The organism is Pseudomonas sp. A014 (assembly GCF_052378495.1).
Lineage (GTDB): Bacteria > Pseudomonadota > Gammaproteobacteria > Pseudomonadales > Pseudomonadaceae > Aquipseudomonas > Aquipseudomonas machongensis.
On the sequence record NZ_CP199001.1, the window covers coordinates 5,062,067 to 5,083,386 of the forward strand.

The 21,320-nt window shown below is 61.1% G+C and carries 37 protein-coding genes; 3 read left to right on the forward strand and 34 right to left on the reverse strand.

What is annotated here, in order from left to right:
* Positions 1-372: 372 nt before the first annotated feature.
* The 19 genes from ACTYOL_RS23510 to ACTYOL_RS23600 form a co-directional block, all read right to left on the reverse strand.
* Positions 373-636, reverse strand: coding sequence for a phage tail assembly protein T (locus tag ACTYOL_RS23510; protein ID WP_054892273.1), 264 nt, complete (start codon positions 634-636; stop codon positions 373-375).
* Positions 637-668: 32 nt separating this feature from the next.
* On the reverse strand, positions 669-1,013 hold the full coding sequence (locus ACTYOL_RS23515; RefSeq protein WP_054892274.1) for a phage tail assembly chaperone family protein, TAC: 345 nt from the start codon (positions 1,011-1,013) through the stop codon (positions 669-671).
* A 2-nt stretch (positions 1,014-1,015) separates the two neighbouring features.
* On the reverse strand, positions 1,016-1,741 hold the full coding sequence (locus ACTYOL_RS23520) for a phage tail tube protein (protein WP_444757136.1): 726 nt from the start codon (positions 1,739-1,741) through the stop codon (positions 1,016-1,018).
* A gap of 64 nt (positions 1,742-1,805) precedes the next feature.
* A complete protein-coding gene (locus ACTYOL_RS23525; RefSeq protein ID WP_444757137.1) occupies positions 1,806-2,174 on the reverse strand; it encodes a DUF3168 domain-containing protein in 369 nt (122 codons plus the stop codon).
* Positions 2,171-2,656: an HK97-gp10 family putative phage morphogenesis protein gene (locus ACTYOL_RS23530; RefSeq protein ID WP_065862419.1), complete on the reverse strand. Its 486-nt coding sequence runs from the start codon at positions 2,654-2,656 to the stop codon at positions 2,171-2,173. The genes ACTYOL_RS23525 and ACTYOL_RS23530 overlap by 4 nt, the downstream gene beginning before the upstream one ends.
* Positions 2,649-2,987, reverse strand: coding sequence for a phage head closure protein (locus ACTYOL_RS23535; protein WP_444757138.1), 339 nt, complete (start codon positions 2,985-2,987; stop codon positions 2,649-2,651). The genes ACTYOL_RS23530 and ACTYOL_RS23535 overlap by 8 nt, the downstream gene beginning before the upstream one ends.
* Positions 2,984-3,313 carry a head-tail connector protein gene (locus ACTYOL_RS23540; RefSeq protein ID WP_444757139.1) on the reverse strand — a complete coding sequence of 110 codons (330 nt, stop codon included), beginning with the start codon at positions 3,311-3,313 and terminating at the stop codon, positions 2,984-2,986. Before ACTYOL_RS23540 ends, ACTYOL_RS23535 begins: the two co-directional genes overlap by 4 nt.
* The gene (locus tag ACTYOL_RS23545) at positions 3,310-3,498 is read right to left on the reverse strand and encodes a hypothetical protein (protein ID WP_444757140.1); all 189 of its coding nucleotides are present in this window, start codon (positions 3,496-3,498) and stop codon (positions 3,310-3,312) included. The genes ACTYOL_RS23540 and ACTYOL_RS23545 overlap by 4 nt, the downstream gene beginning before the upstream one ends.
* Before the next feature lie 41 nt (positions 3,499-3,539).
* On the reverse strand, positions 3,540-4,706 hold the full coding sequence (locus ACTYOL_RS23550) for a phage major capsid protein (RefSeq protein ID WP_444757141.1): 1,167 nt from the start codon (positions 4,704-4,706) through the stop codon (positions 3,540-3,542).
* Between the two features lie 15 nt (positions 4,707-4,721).
* Positions 4,722-5,381 carry an HK97 family phage prohead protease gene (locus tag ACTYOL_RS23555; RefSeq protein ID WP_444757142.1) on the reverse strand — a complete coding sequence of 220 codons (660 nt, stop codon included), beginning with the start codon at positions 5,379-5,381 and terminating at the stop codon, positions 4,722-4,724.
* Between the two features lie 18 nt (positions 5,382-5,399).
* Positions 5,400-6,671: a phage portal protein gene (locus tag ACTYOL_RS23560; RefSeq protein ID WP_444757143.1), complete on the reverse strand. Its 1,272-nt coding sequence runs from the start codon at positions 6,669-6,671 to the stop codon at positions 5,400-5,402.
* The gene (locus tag ACTYOL_RS23565; RefSeq protein ID WP_444757144.1) at positions 6,671-8,392 is read right to left on the reverse strand and encodes a terminase large subunit; all 1,722 of its coding nucleotides are present in this window, start codon (positions 8,390-8,392) and stop codon (positions 6,671-6,673) included. Before ACTYOL_RS23565 ends, ACTYOL_RS23560 begins: the two co-directional genes overlap by 1 nt.
* 3 nt (positions 8,393-8,395) lie before the next feature.
* The gene (locus ACTYOL_RS23570) at positions 8,396-8,872 is read right to left on the reverse strand and encodes a phage terminase small subunit P27 family (RefSeq protein WP_444757145.1); all 477 of its coding nucleotides are present in this window, start codon (positions 8,870-8,872) and stop codon (positions 8,396-8,398) included.
* 147 nt (positions 8,873-9,019) lie between these two features.
* Positions 9,020-9,400, reverse strand: coding sequence for an HNH endonuclease (locus tag ACTYOL_RS23575; protein ID WP_444757146.1), 381 nt, complete (start codon positions 9,398-9,400; stop codon positions 9,020-9,022).
* A complete protein-coding gene (locus ACTYOL_RS23580) occupies positions 9,391-9,570 on the reverse strand; it encodes a hypothetical protein (RefSeq protein WP_444757147.1) in 180 nt (59 codons plus the stop codon). Before ACTYOL_RS23580 ends, ACTYOL_RS23575 begins: the two co-directional genes overlap by 10 nt.
* A gap of 50 nt (positions 9,571-9,620) precedes the next feature.
* A complete protein-coding gene (locus tag ACTYOL_RS23585) occupies positions 9,621-9,866 on the reverse strand; it encodes a hypothetical protein (protein WP_444757148.1) in 246 nt (81 codons plus the stop codon).
* Between the two features lie 3 nt (positions 9,867-9,869).
* On the reverse strand, positions 9,870-10,067 hold the full coding sequence (locus ACTYOL_RS23590; RefSeq protein WP_444757149.1) for a hypothetical protein: 198 nt from the start codon (positions 10,065-10,067) through the stop codon (positions 9,870-9,872).
* A complete protein-coding gene (locus ACTYOL_RS23595; protein WP_444757150.1) occupies positions 10,064-10,393 on the reverse strand; it encodes a hypothetical protein in 330 nt (109 codons plus the stop codon). The genes ACTYOL_RS23590 and ACTYOL_RS23595 overlap by 4 nt, the downstream gene beginning before the upstream one ends.
* Positions 10,393-10,764, reverse strand: coding sequence for a chemotaxis protein (locus tag ACTYOL_RS23600; RefSeq protein WP_196127663.1), 372 nt, complete (start codon positions 10,762-10,764; stop codon positions 10,393-10,395). Before ACTYOL_RS23600 ends, ACTYOL_RS23595 begins: the two co-directional genes overlap by 1 nt.
* A 147-nt stretch (positions 10,765-10,911) precedes the next feature.
* Here ACTYOL_RS23600 and ACTYOL_RS23605 point away from each other — a divergent pair, with 147 nt between their 5' ends.
* On the forward strand, positions 10,912-11,094 hold the full coding sequence (locus ACTYOL_RS23605; RefSeq protein WP_016715573.1) for a type II toxin-antitoxin system HicA family toxin: 183 nt from the start codon (positions 10,912-10,914) through the stop codon (positions 11,092-11,094).
* A 35-nt stretch (positions 11,095-11,129) separates the two neighbouring features.
* Complete coding sequence (locus tag ACTYOL_RS23610; RefSeq protein ID WP_444757151.1) at positions 11,130-11,531, forward strand: type II toxin-antitoxin system HicB family antitoxin; 402 nt, start codon at positions 11,130-11,132, stop codon at positions 11,529-11,531.
* A 37-nt stretch (positions 11,532-11,568) separates the two neighbouring features.
* On the opposite strand, the gene ACTYOL_RS23615 is transcribed toward ACTYOL_RS23610, so the two are convergent.
* From ACTYOL_RS23615 to ACTYOL_RS23685, 15 genes are all read right to left on the reverse strand, one after another.
* Complete coding sequence (locus ACTYOL_RS23615) at positions 11,569-11,883, reverse strand: FxLYD domain-containing protein (protein WP_444757152.1); 315 nt, start codon at positions 11,881-11,883, stop codon at positions 11,569-11,571.
* Between the two features lie 191 nt (positions 11,884-12,074).
* The gene (locus ACTYOL_RS23620) at positions 12,075-12,464 is read right to left on the reverse strand and encodes an antiterminator Q family protein (RefSeq protein WP_444757153.1); all 390 of its coding nucleotides are present in this window, start codon (positions 12,462-12,464) and stop codon (positions 12,075-12,077) included.
* Positions 12,461-12,748: a hypothetical protein gene (locus tag ACTYOL_RS23625; protein WP_444757154.1), complete on the reverse strand. Its 288-nt coding sequence runs from the start codon at positions 12,746-12,748 to the stop codon at positions 12,461-12,463. Before ACTYOL_RS23625 ends, ACTYOL_RS23620 begins: the two co-directional genes overlap by 4 nt.
* Positions 12,741-14,075 (reverse strand): tyrosine-type recombinase/integrase, encoded by a 1,335-nt coding sequence (locus ACTYOL_RS23630; RefSeq protein ID WP_444757155.1) that lies wholly within the window; start codon positions 14,073-14,075, stop codon positions 12,741-12,743. Before ACTYOL_RS23630 ends, ACTYOL_RS23625 begins: the two co-directional genes overlap by 8 nt.
* Complete coding sequence (locus ACTYOL_RS23635) at positions 14,072-14,416, reverse strand: Lar family restriction alleviation protein (protein WP_444757156.1); 345 nt, start codon at positions 14,414-14,416, stop codon at positions 14,072-14,074. The genes ACTYOL_RS23630 and ACTYOL_RS23635 overlap by 4 nt, the downstream gene beginning before the upstream one ends.
* Complete coding sequence (locus ACTYOL_RS23640; protein ID WP_444757157.1) at positions 14,413-15,795, reverse strand: replicative DNA helicase; 1,383 nt, start codon at positions 15,793-15,795, stop codon at positions 14,413-14,415. Before ACTYOL_RS23640 ends, ACTYOL_RS23635 begins: the two co-directional genes overlap by 4 nt.
* Entirely contained in the window at positions 15,792-16,592 is an 801-nt protein-coding gene (locus ACTYOL_RS23645; protein ID WP_444757158.1) for an ATP-binding protein, read from the reverse strand. The genes ACTYOL_RS23640 and ACTYOL_RS23645 overlap by 4 nt, the downstream gene beginning before the upstream one ends.
* A complete protein-coding gene (locus ACTYOL_RS23650; RefSeq protein ID WP_444757159.1) occupies positions 16,573-17,307 on the reverse strand; it encodes a helix-turn-helix domain-containing protein in 735 nt (244 codons plus the stop codon). Before ACTYOL_RS23650 ends, ACTYOL_RS23645 begins: the two co-directional genes overlap by 20 nt.
* Before the next feature lie 4 nt (positions 17,308-17,311).
* Positions 17,312-17,539 (reverse strand): hypothetical protein, encoded by a 228-nt coding sequence (locus tag ACTYOL_RS23655; RefSeq protein WP_444757160.1) that lies wholly within the window; start codon positions 17,537-17,539, stop codon positions 17,312-17,314.
* Positions 17,536-17,934, reverse strand: a complete 399-nt coding sequence (locus ACTYOL_RS23660; RefSeq protein ID WP_444757161.1) for a hypothetical protein — start codon at positions 17,932-17,934, stop codon at positions 17,536-17,538. Before ACTYOL_RS23660 ends, ACTYOL_RS23655 begins: the two co-directional genes overlap by 4 nt.
* Positions 17,931-18,668, reverse strand: a complete 738-nt coding sequence (locus ACTYOL_RS23665) for a hypothetical protein (protein WP_444757162.1) — start codon at positions 18,666-18,668, stop codon at positions 17,931-17,933. Before ACTYOL_RS23665 ends, ACTYOL_RS23660 begins: the two co-directional genes overlap by 4 nt.
* Positions 18,665-18,961, reverse strand: coding sequence for a hypothetical protein (locus tag ACTYOL_RS23670; RefSeq protein WP_444757163.1), 297 nt, complete (start codon positions 18,959-18,961; stop codon positions 18,665-18,667). Before ACTYOL_RS23670 ends, ACTYOL_RS23665 begins: the two co-directional genes overlap by 4 nt.
* Positions 18,955-19,248, reverse strand: coding sequence for a hypothetical protein (locus ACTYOL_RS23675; RefSeq protein ID WP_444757164.1), 294 nt, complete (start codon positions 19,246-19,248; stop codon positions 18,955-18,957). The genes ACTYOL_RS23670 and ACTYOL_RS23675 overlap by 7 nt, the downstream gene beginning before the upstream one ends.
* Positions 19,245-19,514, reverse strand: a complete 270-nt coding sequence (locus ACTYOL_RS23680) for a hypothetical protein (RefSeq protein ID WP_444757165.1) — start codon at positions 19,512-19,514, stop codon at positions 19,245-19,247. The genes ACTYOL_RS23675 and ACTYOL_RS23680 overlap by 4 nt, the downstream gene beginning before the upstream one ends.
* Positions 19,515-20,024: 510 nt before the next feature.
* Complete coding sequence (locus tag ACTYOL_RS23685) at positions 20,025-20,342, reverse strand: hypothetical protein (RefSeq protein ID WP_444757166.1); 318 nt, start codon at positions 20,340-20,342, stop codon at positions 20,025-20,027.
* A 102-nt stretch (positions 20,343-20,444) separates the two neighbouring features.
* Between ACTYOL_RS23685 and ACTYOL_RS23690 the strand changes: the two genes are divergently transcribed.
* Positions 20,445-21,200, forward strand: coding sequence for a S24 family peptidase (locus ACTYOL_RS23690; RefSeq protein ID WP_444757167.1), 756 nt, complete (start codon positions 20,445-20,447; stop codon positions 21,198-21,200).
* The last annotated feature ends 120 nt before the right edge of the window (positions 21,201-21,320 follow it).

The window sequence follows — 21,320 nt, forward strand, 5'->3', positions numbered from 1 at the left end:
CTGAACCGCAAGCGACATTACGACCATCGCCGGCCGAATACCTTTTCGCCTGACCGAATTTTGCGCTGTCAGGATCTTTCATGTTCGCGCGAACAGACGAGAATGCCAGGGACAGCACCTCCGAGTCTCTAGGCCCAGCAGGGGCTGTTGGCTCTCTATCCGGGGCAGATACAAAATAAACACCAGCTGCCACCGCCACTAACGCGCCAACGATCCAGGAGATCGGTAATGCGCGTGAGGACGCATTGCAACTTGGACAGTTCTTGTCTGATGCTGGGTAGATTGCAGAGCACTTCCTGCACTTCAATGTCTTCATTGGCCTCGCTCCTAGAGAAACGTGCAAATCTACCATCGCATGCAGTACCACCCAAATCACACCCAGCTTTCCATGGCCTCCTCCAGCGTCTCGACCCGTGGGTCCATGTGCGGGGCGAAGTCCTGCGGGTACAGCTTCGGCGCCGACTCGCTGGTCTTGCTGTTGAAGTAGATGGCCTGGAACTGGGCCAGAGCGACCTCCAGCCTCATCCCCGGGTGAAGCGATCCTCGCTTCTGCCGGAACTTCACCCAGGTCAGAAACTCGGGATAGGACATGTTCTCCTGCGCCTCGGCAATGGTGCGGCCGCCTATCCCGTTCATCACCAGCTCGCACCACAGTTCGTCAATCGGCTCTAGCGCTTCTTCTTTCCCGCGACGGTGCCGTTCTGCACCTCACCGATGGCGATCAGCAGCAGGTTGGTCAGGTCCGGATCGAGAGCGCCTTTTTCCGGATCGGCCTCGCCGGTGATGTCGTTCACGGTGAACACCGGCCGGCCTTCTGCATCGCAGATGCTCGAGGCGATACGGCATGCCAGCGGGTCGGCACCGCGATGAGCGGCGATATCGCCAATCGCCGTCTGGTAGGACAGCGGCCGCACGTAGCAGGTGAACTTCTTGCCGTCCCACTCGATTTCCTTGGCCACCGGGCGTGCAGTGAAGGCCTTGGATTTCTTCAGGTTCGAGATACTCAGTTCCATCGTCAGGCCACCTTACGAATCCAGGCGGAGCCGCCCGAACGCTGGATCGCGACAGTGGACGCCACCACGGCGTTCAGTGCGAAGTTGAACGGGAAGTCGGCAACGTAGCCGGAGAAGGTGAACCAGGTGCGCGACGGCGGCAGGACGAAGTCCGATTCCTGGCTCACCTCAGCCGCGCCCGCCGCGCCAGTGCCAGCGCCTCCGGTGAAGGCGATGTTCGGCGCGCTGGTGTAGCCGCTGCCTGGGTTGGTGATGTTGATGCCCACGACCTCGCCGGCATCGACCACGGCGGTCGCAGTGGCACCGGTACCGCCGCCACCGGTGATGTTGACGGTTGGTGCGCTGGTGTAGCCGCTGCCGGCGTTGGTCACGGTGATCAGCGCCAGGCTGCCAGCAGCGACAGCGGTCGGGGCAGCAGTGCCGTCGGCCCACCCCACCGCAAAGCGCAGGGTATTTTCGCCATCATCTTCGGACAGCTGATGCAGTCGGATGTGGCTCGGGTTGTTCGGGTCAGCGTTCAGGCCCATCGAAGCCTGTCCGGGGGTGCGCAGGCCTTTCTTGTAGCTGCGCTCCTTGGCGACGAGGCAAGTGTCCTCGATCTGCTCGGCCGGCGCGCCGCCGGGCTCGAAGCTGGTGGCACACTCGATCTCCATGACGGTGTGTGGCCCGGTACCGGAAAGCGGCGGCACCAGGGCGTAGATCTGGGTTCCTTGGGTAAGGATCGACATAGCGTTCTCCAAATGTCGGGCATAAAAAAACCCGCTCTAGGCGGGCCGGGTTATTTGCAGCGGTTCAGCGGTGCACGATCCAATCCACGTCGAAATTGGTCCGGAAGCTCTTCGTTGACGGGTCGCGGGTCTCGCCACCCCATCGTGTGACGTACGCCCGCAATTCGATTGCATCACGGATGGCATCGCGCACCTTGCGCACCGAGCCGCTGGTGGTGCCGTACACATCCACCTGCAGCGTGAAGCCATCCACATCAGGGCGGCCCGCCAAGTAGTTCTCCGGGCTGCCCCGTACCAACTGCCATACGGCATATGGCTTGGCCACGCCCTCCGGAGCCTCGCCAAACGGGTACAGACGTAAGTTCACGCCAGCACCGAGCAGCGCGGTCACCGCCGGGTCTGCCGCACAGACTTGCTCAATAGGTGGGGTCATGGGGTTGTAGCCTTCTTCGCAGCGCGCCGGATTGCGCGGTCGATAGCTTTCTCGTGCTCGGAGATGAACGTGTTGGTGACCTGGCTGATGTTGTCGGCCAGCGCCGGACGCATGAACGGCGCGGCCGCCATCTTCTCGGTACCGAACTCGATCAGGCGCCAGTGCGGCGTCGGCGCGTTTGGGCTGAGATCACCGCCATCCTTGAGCAGGGCGCCGTGCTGAACACCGATGCGGAACCCCAGGTCGCCAGAGGCCCGGAACAACCGGCCGTTCCAGCGCAGAGCGATGTTGTCGGAGATCGAGCGGCCGGTGTCCTTGTCGTCGATCCGCTCGGCACCTTCCTTGGCTTTTTCGACGATGACCTGGGCGGCCTTGCGCAGCGCCGCCCTTCCCCCTTTGCGCTTCACGTCGTAGCTGACTGCATCGAGCTTGCCGAGCAGGCTGTCCAGCCCGATCAGGCTGAACTCGATGGTTTCAGCCATCCTTCACCCCCTTTGCCACGAGGATTGTGAGGTATTCACGGCCAGAGTTCGGGTCTTCCAAAGGACGACCGACAATGCTGTACACCTCGTCCCGATAGGCGATGCGCATGGTGGGCAGCACGCCTGAGCGGTAACGTATGACAATCCGGGCGGTCGCCTCTGACTGTGCGGCCTGGGCGGCAATCAGGTCTCGTGCCGACAGCGGGGAAACCTGCGCCCACACCTTGGCAAACAACTGCCACTCTGGCTCACCGAACTCTAATGTCACAGGGTCACGTGGTGTGACCTCGTGCTGGATTTCGATTCGATGCCGAAGGTCACCCGCTCTCATCGCACCACCTCATCTCGCGGGCCGTGCCAGTCTCGGCACGACCACAACAAAGATTCGACCGCCAAGGGCAACTCCGTAGCGATAGTGCCGGTGACCACCGCTTCGCGGTTGGCATACGAATGGCCGATCAGCAAAAGAAGAGCAGCCTTGAAGCTGGCAGGAAAATCCTCGATGCCAACCAGTTTCGGGTTATCGCAGTACCACAGCGCCCAGGCCAGTGCAGACTCCGCGTAGAGTTCGATCAGCACATCCTCACTGTCGTCATCCACCCGTAGGTGCTTTCTGACCGTTTCGATCGGCACCAGGTCCAGGGCTGGTATGGTCATTTTCTTCGACCTGACTTGGGCGGAGTTTCTTCATTCTTGGTCGGCGGCTGTCCGTCGACATATTCGGCCAACTCCATTCCCACCAAAGCCTCGGCGACAGAGTCTTCGACCTGGCGCTCTTCGTGCTGATCGAAGTTGCCTCCGTGGTAGTGGGAAAACTGGCGAAGCGCGCGAATCTTGATCATGGTCACTCCGGGGCAGTTGCCTGCCCCGGCCTCACGGTCGGTTAAGGAGCTGGGGTCGCGAAAGCGCCCTTGATGATGGCGGTCGGGCGGTAGTGCGCCAGCGCCAGACGCTCTTCACAGAGGATCGTCAGCATGTTCTTGACGAAGTTGTCGCGATCCTCGCGGCTGACCTCGACAGTCGCGTCCATGCGATCCCATACCTGGGAGGCCAGGTCGAAGCCGCCCACGGTGAAGGTGCCCTGCGCCTGGGCCTTGGTGGCCACCACCGGCAAGCCCCACATGACCTTGGCGGCGAAGGCAGCAGGACCACCGAAGATGTAGCGGCCATCGGCGTCCTTGAGCAGCGCAATAGCGTGCCAGTCGCGCGGGTTCAGGATGATGCCGGACGCCTCGAACTCCGACTCGCTGGTCTGGAAGATCGCGTGTGCGATCATGTCCGCCCGGGTGTCGCCGGTCGCGTTCAGGCTGGCATCGTAGGCAGTGGCCACCTGGTTCAGGCCCAGCAGGTTGTCACCCGTGCCGTCGCCGTTGAGCATCTGGCCTTCCTCGACCAGCGCCAGGCCGAACAGCAGTCGGTTGTTAACGTAGGATTCCAGCATCGGCGCATCATCCATGACCTGGCGCGAGGCCTGGATCCAGTGGGCAATGGTCTTGACGGTCGCCGTTTCCTTGGTGAAGGTCAGGTTCGACTCAGGCTTGAGGTTGCCCTCAGCCACCGGCGCGGCACTGTTGATGAAAACGTTCTCGCGCACGTACTCGATCGAGTTAGAACTGACGCGGCCCTGGGCCAGCAGGTCGCGGATGGTCAGTCGACGCAGACCGGGCATCAGGATGCCGGGGTTCACCTGAGGCTGGATCAGAGCGCCAGCCGAGGCCGAACCGCTGCCCAGCTGCTTATCGAAGCTTTTCACGTCGACCTTGCCGGACGACTTGCCGTCCCAGGACTTCTTCAGATCCTCGGCAGTCTGAGCCGCGAAGCTCTTCTTGGTGGCGGGGTCATCGGGATTGCCGGCGCTGAGCTTCTGCTCGATATCGAACAGGCGGGTGCCTGCGGTCTTCAGTTCTTCCTGAACGGTGGTCAGATCGGCCTGAAGCTGCTTGCTGACAGTGCCGTTCGCCTCGATTTCTTTCTTCTGGGCATCGAACAGCTCGGTCATGCGAGTCTGTGCGGTTTCGATCGCCTTCTGGACTTGGGCCAGTTCGGACATGGGTAGATCCTCGGTTCAGAGTTTGGGGAAGGTGTTGATGCGCTCCAGGAGCGCGGCGATGTCGTCGCCGCCTTCGGACTCGCTCCGAACTGCGGACTTGATGCGGGCGATAAACGCCTGCGCTTCGGACTTGGAAAGGCCGGCTGACTCTCTCAGCCAGTTCTCCGCGTCGCGGATGCTTTCGATGGTGTCCATGCTCTTGAGCGTGGAGACGGTGGCCGATTCGTTGGCCGGGAAGGTGCACACGCTGATTTCAGTCAAGCGAGACACCTTGCGGAAGGAGAAGCCGGTGGCGATCGTGGACATATCGCCCTTGGCGATGCTGCAACCAACCGACATGCCGCCCACAGTGCCGTGCATCATGGCCGCCTTCAGGGCCTCGGATTGGGGGTTACCAGGGGTCAGTTCGCCACGCACGTGTAGGCCTTTGCTGTCTTCAGCAAGGTCGAGCCACTTGCCTACCGGAATTTCGTTGCGCCTGTGATTGAAGAACATGGCCACAGCGCGGGTCTGGCTCTTGATTGCCTCCGCGAAGGCGCCACGCTCCATGACGTCGCCATCGCTATCGACCACATCGAACACGCTGGCATAGCCCTCGAAGACGCCCTGGGCGCCGCCGTTGGAGAACTTGATTGCGGCCTGATCGAAGGCCAAGGTTTTGCAAACGCTGGGCATTTGCTGCCTCCAGAAAGATCAAACCCCGCGGGATGCGGGGTCTGGGTTGCCGAGTTGGGTAATGGGCACGTTCTGCGACTGCCTTGTCGCCACGTCTCCGCCAGGCAGCGGCGACATGTTGTCAAGCCGCCGCAGTTCGTTGATGGTCCGAAGCCCCTTGTCTGCCAACGTTCCCATGAAGGAAGCGCGAGCAGCAGAGTCGCCACGCAGCAGGCCATCAATGTTGTGTTCTGCGTGGTATTGCCCAACGTCCCCAGGCTTTATCAGCCACCGCTCGATGGCGTACTCCCAGCGGTTGAGGTAGGGCGAGAGGGTGTACTGCAGAAACCCGAGGTTCTGCTGTTCGATTCCTGTGCCCCAACTGGTGGACTTCTCTACGTCTCCCACTAGGTGCGGCGGCACACCGAAGAATCGCGACAGTTCGCTGACCTGAAACTTTCGAGCCGCCATGGTCTCCGCATCCTGGGGGCTGACGCCGATGGGTTGGGTGGTAAACCCACCCTCTAGAATCCACAGCCGCTTCTTGACGGGACCACCGGAGATCTCCTTGAAGTTCTCCTCGACCTGGGCGCGCTGATCCTTGTTGAGAACCTTGCCTTCTCCTGTCATCAGTAACTGAGGTGACTTGGCGCCGTTGGCATAGAAGTCTCGCTGCTGATCTTCCATCGCTACAGCTACGCCGGTTGTCTTCGCGGCAAAGGCAATAGGTGACAGGCCCACCAGGCCGTTGAAACCGAACCCTTTGAGGTGGAAGATTTCAGAGGCCTTGAAGTCTGCGTACTCGTTGTCTCGGCGGTAGCGGTAGATCACACGCTTGTTTTCCAACCGCACATCCATGTTGACCGAAAGCAGCGGCATCAGGCTCACCACGTCCCCGACACTGTTGCGCTCGATCACCGCGTATGCATTGCCGTAGAAGCACAGCTGCATGGTCATGGCCTCACGGAATTCCACCGCAGTCATGAACTGGTTTGGGCTAAAGCGCAGGAGTCGAGCCAGAGGGTTGTCAATGCCCACCTTTATTCGGTCACCCTTGATGGTCTCGAACACATCCAATGGCAATCCGGCCGTGACCGTGGAAATCAAGCGCACACACGCGAACACTGTGGAGATCTGCAGCGATCGCTCATCGCTAACAACCGAGTCGCCAACCACCCCTGAGGCGGAAACTGGTCCGGTTTGTGAGCCCTTTTCCGGCGATACCAGACGGCCGCCAACGAAAAAGCTCGCCATGCGCGCCCAGAAAGGGCTGCGGGTGCGCAGGTCAATGCTGTAGTCGGTATCTGCCATCACATGCTCATCGGTCTGGAAAGGAAGTCGTCGACAGAGCCTTGGGTATCCGCGTTCGCGAGCACCCGGCCTATCGTCATGATCAGCGCCACGGCGCCATCGATCTTGTTGTCGTCGCCCTGCTTGATCGGGCGCACTACGTCATCATTGCCCGGCAGGTACTTGCCGATGACGTTGCCAATACACCAGGTCATGATCGGATTGCCGTCGTGATGGAACCTGCCCGCCTCGATTGCGGCCTCCAGTTCCTTCATGCCGTCGGACATGTTGGTGTAGTTCTGGGTGATGGTGATCGGATTGAAACCCTCGTCGTCCAGGTTATGACTTAGGCCCGTAGCGCCGTGCGGGTCGATCGGGCTCTCCCTGATCGGTGCAAGCTTGTTGGCTTCCTTCGTGTCCTCGAGGATTTCGCGGTAATCGACCTCGGCGCCTGGCGTGGCCGTCAGGTGCCCGGTGTTGACCCAGGCTTGGAAGCGCTCGGTCATGCGCTTGTTGTCCACGTCGTTGGCAGTGTCTTCCGGTACCCAGAATGCAGGCGCCACGCTGTAGTAGTGGATCTTCCCGTCGATCTCCCGCCAGAACAGCCTGGCCCTGGAGTTCATGTCGAGCTTGCGCGCCAAGTCGAATCCGGCGATCCACTCCTGGCCTTCGAACTGCTCAAGTGCGAGCGTCTTGTCCTCGCAGGCCTTCCAGCTTTCCATGTTGAAGAAGCCGGACTTGGCGCTTACCCACAGGTTCAGGTGCTTGGTCTTGAATGTGTTGGTGAAGCGTGCCGAGCGGATCGCCCTGGCCAGCTGGCTCTCCAAATACTCCTGAAACACGGACACGCCCATGCAAGGGTTGGCCTTGGCCAGGTTCTTCGGATCGGTCCAGTCATCGCCCTCGTCCAGAGTCCAGATGTAGCCGAACAGCTCGTCGTCCGGCACGGTGCCGTTGAGCATCTCGATGACCTGGCGGCGCTTGTCGTAGCACGGCCCCTCGATGTTCGCGCCGGCCGTGGTGATGATGAACATCAACGGCTGGCGGCGAGCACCCATGCCGGTGAGCATCGTGTCGTACTGGGCCGCGCTGTCGTGCTCGTGGTATTCGTCGATGATCGCGCAGGACGGCGACGCACCATCACCAGGGTTGCCGATCAGCGGCTCGAAGCGGCTGCCGTTCGACGGGATGTTCAGGTTCGAGGCATTGACCTCAATGCCTGCTGCCTCGATCAGCATTGGTGAGCGATTGACCATCAGGCGCGCCGGGCGGAACACTTCCCACGCCTGCTTCTCTGTTGTAGCGCCCGAGTAGACCTCGGCGCCGAACTCGTTGTCGGCAGTGAACATGCTGATGCCCACGCCGGCGGCGATCACCGACTTGCCGTTCTTACGTGGCACCTCCCAGTAGCTTTCGCGGAAGCGCCGATATCCGCCCTTCTTCCGGACCCACCCGAAGGTGCAGGCCAGACCGAACAGCTGCCAAGGCTCCAGGGTGATCAGCTGCCGCTTGAACGCCCACTCACCTTTCGTGTGTGGCAGCAGCTGCATCAACCGCAGCTTCTTCTCGGCCTTGGCCGGGTCGAACTTGTAGGGGTAGTGCTTGGAGCGACTGGCGGCTACGTCGTCAAAGTGACGCTCGATCGCCTGGTGGATGTAGCGACAGGCCGGGAACTTGCCTTTCAGGACGGACCTTGCCCACGCCATCGCCTTGTCGACGTTGGTGTACTTGGTCCTGGCCATTGGTCACTCGAGCAATCCCGCGAATGGGTTCGTTGTCTTCTGCTTGTTGCCGCCGATGATGCGCGTGCGGCTCGCGGGATCGAGCCCCAGCATCGAACCGAAGGTGACCATCTGGCGCATCGCTTCGTTCGCCGCTGTAAGCGCCGGGTTTTTCACCGGGCCGCCGGTGGCTCCCGCGACCACGATGCCGTGGGCGCGCACCGACTCTTGAGCCAGTCGCCAGTTACCGTAGGCCGTGCAGAAAGCCTCGACATTGTGCATGTCGGTAAGCGCGAGCACCTTGGCGCGGAGCAGCTCCGGCACCAGCATTTCCCAAACCCGGGTGGCGTGTTCGCACAACCACTCCGGCGCATCGACGTTGGTCACCAGAGCGAAGTCCGGTTCGTCCGTGTTCAGCTTGCGCTTGCCGGGATTTCCGGCCAGCGCCTTCTGGGCCGTGGGTTTTGGGCGACGGCCGGAGCGCCCGGCAACCCCTGGCATCGGCGCCTCCACTAAACTTTATATTTCGCGGGTGTAAAAAAACGATTGAGGGCGCGGTCTAGAAACGAAAAAGCCTGAACTTTCGACCCTCCCCCTCCCCATTCGCGAGAATCAATCTCATCAACGGCAAATTTGATCGATTTTTGATCATTTCTGGCGAGCGTTGCCGAACCCACCGTCCTCACCGGCCGTCTTGGCTGAGTGGCACGGGGCACACAGGGCCTGCCAGTTCGACCGATCCCAGAACACCTTCATGTCGCCCTTGTGCGGCACGATGTGGTCTACATCGGTGGCCGCGACTACAAGGCCTCGAGCCTGACAACGAATACACAGCGGATGCTTGGCCAGGTATCCAGCGCGGGCCTGCTGCCACTTGTACCCATATCCCCGTGACGTGGAGCTCTCGCGCGGCTTCTCTCGAACGTGGCTCTTCACCTGTTCGGCGTGAGCATCGCAGTAGCCGTTGGCGTTCCTGTGCAGCGCCCTGCATCCCTGGGCTCGACACGGACGCTGCGGCCTCAACGGCATGGCGAGCCGTCCAGGTAGGTCAATGGCTGGGCATCAGGGTCTGCGTCATCACCGTCGGCCAGGGCTTCGATCAGCGCCAGGTTCTGGCTTGCGATCGTCTCCAGCAGACCGGTCTGTTTCTGTTCCTGCTCCAGAATCTGCTGGAGCAAAGAGATTGCTTGCTCGCTCACGGGCTACCCTCATCCACTTGTTGATCCATTCGCGCCGGGCGGCGCATCCACTACACGCCATCGCCTTCAACTTTCAATTGGTCGCCATCTACTGTGAAGACCACAGTCAAACGCACGGGCTGGCCTGGCTCGCTGTGCAAGGTGGTGCTCACCTGGTTCGGCAGAACCCGACCATCCTCTGTGTGCAGTGCGAAAGGCGACTTCAAGTCCCGATAGCCAGGCACATACTGGCGGCAGCTGTCGGCAAGGCTGGTAACCTCAAGGTCGGGGGCCAACCGTTTCAATATCAGATCCATCACTCAATCCTCTCGGCGCATGCCGACTTGGCGGGCGATATCGGCAGCACGCTCACGCACCTCCAGCATCTGGCCGTCGAACGTATGGACAATGGCGCAGACGCCGTGCCACTGGGAGCTGGTGCCAGCCTCCTGCACGCGAGCGATGGCGCTGGGCGCTACGAAGTGATCGCGCCCTTTGTTGTCAGTCAGGTTGATCATTGTTGGCTCTCCGCCTGCGCTTTGTTGAGGGCCTCGTCGGCCTTGTCTGCCGCCTGGGTCGCCGTCGTGGCTGCCTTGGAAGCCTTGGCCGCGGCACTGTCTGTGCGACGTGTCAGTTCGTCCAAGCGCTGATCCCTCTGCTTGGTCGCCTCGTCGTACGCCTGACGAACCGTGGCAACCTGCTCCAGGTAGCTCTTGGCCAAGGCCCACTGAGCGAGCTGGTAGCCACAGAAGCCGCCACCAACGACGAGCAGAAGCGCGATCATCCAGACCTCAACGCGCCGCCACCAGCGCCTGGCGATGTACTCCAGTACGCATCTGTCCATCACGATGTACCTCCCAGCTTGGTGCGCAGCCGGGCGATCTCATCGCTCTGCAGCGTTACACGCTCTGTGAGGCTGGCTACCTGGCTGGTTAGCGCCTCGATTTTGCCTTCCATCCGACCGACTGTTGCAGCAAGGTCATTGCGTTCCTTGGCGAACTGATCGGCACGGGCCTCTGCCAGCTTCCTGGCCTCTCGCTCGGAGTCGAGCAGTTCATTCAGGCGGCGGACAGTGCCAATGTCGGCGTTGTCCATGGCACGGTCAGCGGCGTCCTTTGACAGAAACTTGCGCAGCCACAGGAATCCGCCCAGCAGGACAGTGCCCGTTCCGCCCAGCCAGGTGGCTGTGCCTGGGCCGAGGTCGGTCGGGTCCATTGATTGCTCCAGAAACGAAAAAGGCCGCCGACGCGGCGAGCCCATTGAATTAGTGCACCAACAAAGTAACCCTAGGCGCACCATTTCTCTTTACGAGTTATGCGCCTAGGGTTATAATTATCCCATCAACCACACAAGGAGACGGAGGTGCAAAGTAGGCAGTTGATCAAGGAGCTTGAAGCCGCTGGATGGGTTCTGAAACGAGTCACCGGAAGCCACCACATCTTCAAACACCCCAACAACCCAAACTCGATACCAGTGCCCCACCCCAAGAAAGACCTACCGATAGGCACGGTAAAGAGCATCAAGGAACGAGCCGGGTTGAAATAACCCGGCTTCACCCTTTGCACCCCGAGGAGACAACCATGAAATACCCAATCTGCATCGAGTGGGGCGACGACAACACCGCCATCGGCATTCAGATCCCCGACATTCCTGGCGCCGTGACTGCTGGCGATACCTTCGAAGAGGCCTATGCAGCCGCTGTCGAGGTAGCTCACATCATGCTCGAGGAGATCGCCGGTAACGGCCAGGCCATCCCAATGCCGACCAGCGCAGCAGCTCACCGGGACAATCCCGACTTCGCCGATATGGGCTGGGGCATGCTGGAAATCGATATCACGCCCTACCTGGGCAAGACCGAGAAGGTCAACGTCACTCTGCCGGGCTTCGTCATCCAGCAGATCGACCGGTATGTGCGTGACCACAACGTGAAGAGCCGATCATCTTTCCTGGCCGATGCAGCCATGGAAAAACTGGGGCGTTAGAAGAGGAAAGCCCCGACTCTCTGGTCGGGGCTAAGGATCAGTAAACCGTCACTTCTGAAAGCTGGGCTTTCTGGAAAGCGCGAGAGGACGGCGCCGAAAACTTCCACGTTTCGCCGGGACCGATGTCCTGCCCGTGGGCAATGGTGTTGTCGATCACCTGGCCAGCTGAGTTGTAAAGCTTGAATTTGACGAAGACGTTTTTCAACGTAGTGTCCGTATTGTTGCGCGCCAGACCTTCTACTGCGAGAAGGCCATCCAAATTGCTCACTTGAATATCCGAAACCGACACTTTGTCAGCGGCCATTGCCGACATGGCGAAAAATGAAACGGCAAAAGCGAGAGCTTTCAGCATGATGCGATCCAATCAGAGGAGAAGGCTATACAATCGCCTCCATGCCCCAATAGTGTCAATATGATGGCGCCACTAATTCGCTATTAACAAAAACCCCAGGACTCATTGCCTGGGGTTTCTCTGTGTCGCGTTGCTTGCAAGCTGGACACGCTGCTATGAAAACAGGTGTTTATCCGCCCGCATAGAACTTTTTACGCAGCTTCTCGAATTTCTTCGAGTGCGCAGTCGATCCATGCAACACCAGCCTTGATGATCTCGCGGGCCTTGCGCTCGGACATACCAGCCTCACGACCTACCCGCATAGCCGGCTGCTTGTAGCCGTAGTAAGCCCACACGAAGTCACCCATCTGCTGGTTGCGCTTAACAAGCCTTGCAACAGCACCATCCACGACCAGCGCCAGATCGTCCGTGATCACATGCTGGCGCGCGCGCCCCTCGGAGGGGACGTTGTCCCGCATGAGCGCATACAGGGGTGAGACGTACCGTGGCACGCCCATCTCGCACATCCGCCACCAGCCCCACTGCTCGAGCAAGTACTCGGTATCGCCCAGCATCTTGTCCACGTAGGTTCTTTTCTTCATGCAGCCCTCCGGGGCGTCGGGTCGGTGTCCAGGCCGAATAGCTCGCACAGGAGCTTGTAGGCGTGCTTGTTCTTGGCGCCGCCCTGGATGATCCAAGCCTTGGCGAATTGCTCGAAGCCCTGGGCGGCCCTGGAGCCGTGCCAGTCGGCCACGATATCCATCAGCGCAGCTGAGGCGATACGGCCGTTGGCTTGGTCCAGCAGCATGCGGTTGCCCTGCTTGAGAAACTCCCGCTCAACCGGGGTCATGTTCTTGCGCGGCATGATCGCGATAGCGTCACTCATGGCCATCTCCTTTCTTGAATTCTTGAACTTGCATCCTCCCTTGGGATGGATGCTCTGAGGTGCCGAAAGCCGCGCTGCTACTGGCGTCATAGCTTGCAGCCCCGGATTTGTGTCCCGGCAATGTCCCGGCGTGAATGGCGGCGAATCCCTGTTGGTCGAGGTGGTCGTGCCAGGTCTCCAGCGCGCGCCGCTTCAACCCCTCCACCGTGGTGTGGATGTAGGTGGCATCGAGGTCCTTCATCGCGTGGTTCAGCAGCTGCTCGCCGACCATGTAGTCCACGCCCAGGTCGGTCCAGGCCGTGCGGGCCACCTTCCTGAGGTCGTGACTCGACCAATCGCCCTTGGCCAGGTCCTTGAACAGCGTGTTGGCCTTGCTCGGGCTCAGCGGCGCCCCATGGCTGCCTGGGAACAGCAAGGGGCCGGTGTAGCCTTGGCCAGCCTGATGATCTCGGTACCGGCGCAGCAGTGAGCAGGCCTGGGTGGTCAGCGGCAGCGTGTGCTCGGCCTTCGTCTTCGTGTCCGGCGCCGGGATGAACCAGCGGCCATCGGCAAGGTTGACGTTGCGCCAGCGCGCCAGCCGGGTCTCACCGAGGCGGGAGCCGTGGCACAGCATCATCAGCGCCAGCATGCAGCCCTGGGCCTGGGCGTCGAAGCGCTCGGCCAGCACCACCAGCAACCCCGGCAGGTCGTCACCACGCAGGCGCGCGGGCTTCGGCTTGATCCGGGTGCGCACGAAGTCGGTGAACTTGAGGCCCGCCACCGGGTTGATCGCCAGCATGTCCAAGCGCAGGGCCTGCCGGAACGCGACAGACAGCACGCCGTAGACCGAGCGGACGAAGGACAGGGCATAACGCTCCTGCATCGGCCACATCAGGCGCTGGTCAATGGCCGCCTTGGTGACGTCGGTCAGCAGCAGGTCGCCCAGCCGCGGCACCAGGTGGCGATCCAGCGCCGACTTGGCACTGGCCTTACGCTTGGCCGACAGCCCCCGGTCGCGATGCATACGGTCGCGGTACCACGCCAGCACGTCGCCAACGGACGTCCAGTTGGTGGTGGTGGACTTCGCCTTGCTGTCAGCTGCGCGGCGCGCCAGGATCGTCGGCAACGTGGCCAGCATCGTCTTGGCGTTGATGCCGGGGAAACTGCCAGCCTTGCCCCAGCGCTCAGCCACCACGACGTGCCAGGAGCCGCGCGTGCGGTCCGTGCTCGAGTAGCGGAACCGCAATTCACGGTGCCGGGTGTCGCGCAGCTGCCTGACGTCGCTGGCGGCGTGTCGGCGGATCTCGGCATCGCTGATAGTCACGGTCAGCGTTTTCGGGCCGCTCATTGATCACCCCTTGGCCATAGGTTCAGGCCTTTCCGTTCGCCAGCGTCGTAGCAGGCGCGGGCCTGGGCGTGTCGGTCGTTCCAGCGCTCCACGGCGATGCGCATGACGTCCGCCACCTGCAGGTCATATATCTGCTCGAAGCAGCCCAAGGTCAGGGTTTCGATATTCGGCCCCCGCGCCCCGCAGTCATGGCACCAGACGTGTGCCGAGAAGCATGGGTGTTCGTCATCAGCATCGAACTGGTGGCCCTCGAAGATCTCGGTACCGGCCTCATCACGAGCTTCGATGCAGGGCGGACCTTCGCAGAACGGGCAAGGCGCCATCTTGATTTGGTCAGTCATCGGCCAGCCCCCTTGTAGCGCTGGGCGTAGCTGCCGCGACCCGCCTCGACCTCGTCGTCGCTGGGAAGCGATCCGGAGAAGTTGGCGAATCGGCCATACTGGCCCTCCTGCTGGACAATGCAGCTGCCGACCCGCGCATGCCGACACTTGGTCATCAGGATCTCGGTGAGGCCGTTCTGGCCCTCCTCGCTGTCCATATCGCGGTGCACCATCAGGATGCAGCTGGCGTCGGCCTCGATCTCTCCGGAATCGCGCAGGTCGCTGGACTGGGGTTTCTTCCCGACACGCTTCGTCGACTCGCGGTTCAGCTGCGCCAGCTCGATCACCGGGATGGCCATTTCCTTGGCGAGCTGCAGCAGGGCCTTGCTGATCTTGCCCACTTCCTCGCTTCGGCTGCGGCCGGCGCGGTCACCGCGCACTAGGGTCAGGTAGTCGACCACGATTCCCGCCAGTCCATGCTCACGCTGGCACTGCCGCGCCGTGGCCCGGATGGTCGCCGGGGTCTGGACGGGGTCGTCGCACACGAACAAAGGCGCCTCCAGGGCCTGAGCCACGGCCGCCCCCATCCGAGCCCAATCGTCCTCACCCATCTTCGACGGGTTATCCAGCTTTTGCAGCGAAACGCCCCCCAGGGAGGCGATGGCGCGCAGCCCCAGTTCCTCACCTGGCATCTCAATGGAGAACACCAGCCACGGTTTGCGCTCCTTGACGGCGTTGTGCTGCGCGATCTGCAAGGCCAGCGTTGTCTTGCCGCTGCCAGGCAGCCCGGCAATCACCGTGACCTTCTTCGGGCGGACGCCCTGGACGAGTTCGTCCAGCTTGTCGAGGCCGGTGGCCGGCCACTTGGGTGCCACCCCGCGGTGTTTCTCATCTACCAGATCAGCCGCATCGCCCATCCATTGGTCAAGCCGCTTGAATGACTTGGTCTCACCGTCAAGGTCGCGCAGGTCCGCCATGGCCTGCTGGGATGCCGCGATTACGGCATCTGTCGGCGCCCCCTCCTGAACCATAGCCTGAGCCTGGCCGCCGATATCGATGATGTGCCGGATCACACCCCACTCCTTGACGTGCTTGGCGTAGGCCTTCCAGTTCGCCGCCGACGGCACCTTGCTGGCCAGTTCGGCGGCGTAGGCGATCACAAGGTCACCGCTGGGCAGCGTGCGGCGCACATGCCCCACGGTTACCGGATCAATGGGAATGGACCTGTCGTTGCACTCAACCATGGCGTCGAACAGCGCGGCGTTGTCGTCGCGGTAGAAGTCGCCCGAGGTCATCTGACCGAGAATGTCCTCGACCAATCCTGCGTCACGCTGCAGGCCGGCCTGCAGGACGGCCCCGAGAACGCCGTGCTCGGCCTCGTCACTGAATAGCTCCCTCATGCCACAGCCCTCATCGAGGACCAGGTGAAGCCAACGGCCATGCCGCCGTTCTGCCGCAGGCGATCCAGAGCGCGGTCGCCGATGTAGGCCTTCAGGCCCTCAACGCTCAGGTTGCTGATCAGCACCGTCGGCAGCACGGCCTGGTAACGACGATCGATGATGGCGTGCAGCAGCCCCAACTCGTAGTCGCTGCCCTTCTGGCAACCAACCTCGTCGATCACCAGCAGGTTCAGGCCGCCCAGGTGCAACACAACATCGCGGTCGGTGTATCCAGATCCGGGCACCATCGAGGCGCGGGCAATGCTGATGATGTCGCTGGCCGGGATGATCAGTGCCTCGCACCGGTCAGCCACGACGGTGCGCACGATCGCGCTGGCCAGGTGCGTCTTGCCACAGCCGACGTTGCCCGTCAACAGCAGGGAGCGGCCGGCGCGGAAGTGACTCGGGAACTGCTCGGCGTAGCCACGGCACTTGGCCAGGGCCTTGCGCTGCTGGTCGCTCTCAGCGACATAGCTGTCGAAAGTCGCATCGGCGAAGCGGGGGGTGATTCCAGCGGCGATCATCGCGGCCATGGCGTTTTCGGCTTGGCGCTGGGCGTTGGCGAGGGCATAAGCCTCGGAGTCGCGCGGGGCCATGTGCAGGGCCTCCCAGGCGCAGCGCTTGCAGCCACATGACAGCATCGAGCCGTCAAGCTGCTCGACCTCGCTCATGTCGACTTCGCCGTGGACTGGACACACACCCGCGAAGATACGCTTGGCCGGGGTTCGGTGGAACAGGTCAGAAATTTGCACGGCCATCGTGGCTCTCCTGGTACATGTCATCGGTGTGCTGCGGAAGGTTGTTGAACGCGCCGCCCTGGGCGTTGGCAACCGCGGGCTGCAGGACGTCGTGCCAGCGTTCGCCGTTGATCCAGGTGGAGGCCATGGGGATGTACTGCCCGGCCTCCTTGGTCCAGTCGCGGGACACGCAATGACGGCTAAGCGAGCTGATCATCACAGCCTGCAGATCGGCGTCAGGGTTGAGCTTGTTCCAGGCCTTCAGCGCGTCCTTGCGGCTCTTCTTCTTCGGGTACAGCTTCCAGAACTGCTCGAACCCATCTGCCACCGAAGTGCACATAGGTTTAGGTTCCTTGACTGGTTCAGAAAGGTGACTGGTTCTGGGGGCAGCTGCCGCCCCACCCCCTGGGTTTTCTGCCGCCCCAGGTGGGTTTTCTGTTGCCCCACCCCCTGGGGCAGCTACCGCCCCACCCCAGAGGTTCAAGTGAAAGACATTCGACTGGTTCAGCTCACCGTTGCGCCTGAACTCCCTGCGCACCAGGCCGGCTTTCTCCAGTTCGCGGATGTGATTCTTCACGGTCGAGCGCGCGATCTCGCATTGATCGGCGATGTGCTGATACGACGGCCAGCACTCGCCATGATCGCTGGCATTGTCCGCCAGCTTGATCAGCACCAGCTTGCGCAACGGGTTGCCGACCTTGGTCTTCATGGCCTTGACCATCAATTCCATGCTCATGGGTTCAGATCTCCAGCTCAGCGGATACCCGCTTGATGAATTCGTCGTAGCTCTCGCTCATCATCAGGCCCTGGTCTTCCAGTGCGGCCCGGTAGGCCTTCGCGCTCCCGTAAAGCACCCAGCGCTCGCGCTCTGGCAGCTCTCGAAATGCCGAATAGGTTGGCCAGGGGCCGGTGATGATCACTGCGCCAGCGCGCTGCTGGATCGCCTGGGGGGGGGTATGAGGTTTCATTGCAGGGTCTCCCCGTGGATCGTGTGGCGACGTACCGTTCTCAGCGGTAGGCGCTTGGCCGGCGCAACATCCGGCGCGGAGAAGCTGGCGCCGATCAGGATCATCAGGCGGCGCACTGCCGTATCCAGGCGGCGCTTGGCACTACGACGAACCTGCTTGGCCTGGACGAGGCGTTCATAGGCATCTGCCGTGTAGGCAACCACGCCCGCGTAGCGAGCGTCATCGGGGCGGATACCGCGAAAATTCGGCTCGATCTCACCGCACACGCTGAAATAGCTGGTGTACTCGTCGTTCAGTTCTTCGCGCCGACGCCTGGCCACCAACTCCGTCTGGTGGAACTGGATCGACAGCTCGACGATCTGCGCCTCGAGCTGTCTTTTGGTGAACTTCTTCATGGGGTCTGCCTCGGGTGAATCTTGAACCGTCCCTGGGGAATTTCGGGGTGGGTAGCGCGCTCGGCGGTCTCGTAGGCGCACTCAGTCACGAACCGGTCGAACCGCTGGGTGACGGCTGGCTTGGGCCAGACAGCGAAGGGCTGCCCGCCTTCGTCAGCGTGGCGGCTGCGAACAAAGGCGTATGGCAGCGGTGCACCGGTCACCTCGCGCATGACGGCGTTCACCACCCAGGCCGGCAGGCCATGGCGGCGATTGATGCGGTCGCGGATCGTGGTGATGGTCTCGAAGCCGCTGGGCACCGAGTCGAGGTAACGGACCTGCTCCAGCTTGCTGGTGCGATCCTCGACACGCTCTAGGGCCAACTGCTGCTCGGCCTGCTGACGCTCGATGGCTACCAACTGATTGGCGCTCGCGGCGATCAGCTCGGCCGGAGTCATGGGCTTTTCGGCTATGCGTTCCAGTTCCTGCCACCGGTCGACGATGGCGCCGGTGAACTCAGGACTGAGCTGGGCGACAACCACGAGACTGTCGCGCTTTCCCTTCTCTCCACTGAACAGGTACTGCTCAACGGTCTGGCCGAGGTGGTTTTTAACTCCCACCAATGGTGGAAGTTGGATAACTCGCCTTTCTGTCAGTCGTTCGATGGCGCGCTTCACGCTGTCATGGCGAGACCCGACCAGGTCGGCAATCTCTTGCGAGGACATGGTGAGCGTGCGGGTGTCGATGAGCTTCATGCCGCACCTCCCACGTCCGTCGCGTTGTGGCAGGCGGCCGCGTTTCGGTTCGGATAGAGGAAATTGCGCGTCGAGAACACGACAGCCTCCATCTGACGCTCAAGCTCCCCAACCACGGGGTTCGAGAACCCGCCAAGCCCTGGCACGACGTGCGCCCAGTAGAGCGACTTGATAACGCGGAATGCCTCGCGCGCCTCGTTGAAGCGGGCGATTTCCTCGGGAGTAATGAGCACGTCTTGTACGAGCTCGCCAGCAGCTTGGACAGCCTTAACGTTGGCTTTGGAAATCAGCATGCTGCACCTCCCGCGCCACGACTCGTGGAGATGGCTTTTTGTGGCGCGGACGCCTTGAGCCGCTGCGTCAGATCTTCCCGTGCGCAATCAAAGCCATTGGCCTGGTCGCCAGCCGCGTAGATACCGAGCTCAATCAGGCGAGCCGACGCGGTGTGTTCGCTCAAGCCAGGCCGGGCAGCTTTCAGCAGCTCCTCCAGCTGCAGGATGGTCTGCACAGCAGCGGCCAACTGGTCAACAGCTTCGCGGGCGATCAGATCGTGATCGTTGGCGAGGGTGGCGACGGTCATGCTGCACCTCCCTGCTCGGGATCAACGCCAGCATGTGCGGCATAGACCAGGGCCAACGCTGATTCAGCTGCGTAGAAGATGAGGGTCGCGTGGTGAGTGACGGCAGGCTCCTGCATCAGTTCGCGCAGGCCAGCAAGAACTGACTCCAGGCGATCAGTTGCAGCGTCGAGGGATTCATAGACCGGAATTCCACCGACCGCTTCAAAAACGTCGTGCAGGCCGTGTGTAGCGAACGGGGATGCCAGTGTCTCGCGGTGCTTGATCATAGCGAAGCTCCTGCGCAACGAGCCGGAGATTCCTGTGAAGCACTAGAGAGATCATCGGAGCGCTCCACCGATACAACACTGGCGTCGATCAAAGCTTTCGCCTGTTCGATCAGGGAGCGAATTGCATTAACCTCCGCAGCGCTCCGCTCTCCATCAATGAGCATGCAGCAGAAGGACTCAGCACCTTGAAGAATCGAGCTGGCTACGTTCAGGACTTCTCCGCAGCTCAGCCCAGGCGCGACCGCAAACATTTCCTCTTTCCCTATGCGCCCAAAGGTGTGGCGCACAGTTACGAGAGGACTCTTCAGGTGATGTGGGCCGGTGCATACTTGCGCCGTGGATAATGCAGTGGTACTTTTCGGGTGCGACATAGCGCCGTCTCCTTTTCAAAGACGTTATGAAGGAACCACTCCTCCTACAGAGTGGTGTGAGAAACCCGCTTCCTACGGCGGGTTTTTTGTTGCCTGGAGAAAAGTCAGCCAGACAGCAAAAACCGGGGCAGGCAGGCGCTCATGTGGATGCCTGCGAAGTACTGGATGGATTAACAGCACCAACAGTGGTGCTGTGCGGAGCCGCATTTGCCGGTATCTTTTGCGTCATGGTCGCCGCGAGCTCTGGCCACAGCCTGCTCCAGTCCATAGGACGCAGCATTTGGCGATTTACCAGGCCCGCAGTAGCTCGCTCAATGCCAACCGACATTTCGGCAGATGCCAATTTCTGGCCGTAGCCAATCATTCGCAGATAGGCCCTGGTGGTACCAGTCTCTGCGATGGCAGCCTCATCAGCAGACTTGAGCCAAGCCAGCAGCGGCTGAAGCTTTCGTTTCATAGGCAGTCCTTCAATTGATGCACGAAAGATAACCCAGAGGTTACCAGTCAGCAACACCCACAGGGAATTTACCCGAAGATAACTTTTAGGGAAGATTGGTTGATGGATATCTATGAAATTCGCCGTAGTAACCTTCGAGAGCTTGTCACAGAGCGCTTCAACGGGCGTATCGCTGGCTTGGCCGAAGCAATTGACCGCGCTCCCAGCTACCTCTCTCGGTGCCTCACAGGGAAAACGGAGCACCGAAAGCGCATTGGCGAATCGCTGGCAAGGGACATTGAGGACAGGCTCGACCTGCCCCGGTTCTGGCTGGATGTGATCTGTGCTACCGGAGAAACGCGCAAGCAACCCGCAGCAGCTGCTACCGATCATCCAGAGCTGGCAGATCTCACAATCTGGGATGACCAATCGCCGATTGAAGATGATGAGGTCGTAGTGCCGTATCTGCATGAGGTTGAATTGGCAGCAGGATCGGGCAGGTTCGCTATCGAGCAAACCGAAGGCTCCAACCTCAGATTCGGCAAGCGCAGCCTTCGGAAGAACGGCGTTCAGTTCGATTCCGCCAGATGCGTCACGGTCAGGGGAAACAGCATGCTTCCGGTCCTGAGGGACGGAGCAATCGTGGGAGTCGACGTTGCCAAGAGCTCATTCGGCGATATCATCGATGGGGACATTTATGCCCTTAACCACAATGGCCAGTTAAGGATTAAACAGGTCTACCGAACCCCAACAGGGATCAGGCTGCGCAGCTTCAATCGGGACGAGTATCCCGACGAGGAGTACTCGTTCAATGATGTTCAAGACCAAGGGATAAACGTCTTAGGCCATGTTTTCTGGTGGGGAATGTTCGCCAGGTAATGAGCTCAATTGAGGAAAACCGCCGATGTGGCGGTTTTTTTTTGCTCAAATATTACCTTAGGGTGTTGACTGATTTGGTAACCCACAGGTAACTTTTGCATATTCCTCAAGCACGGAGCT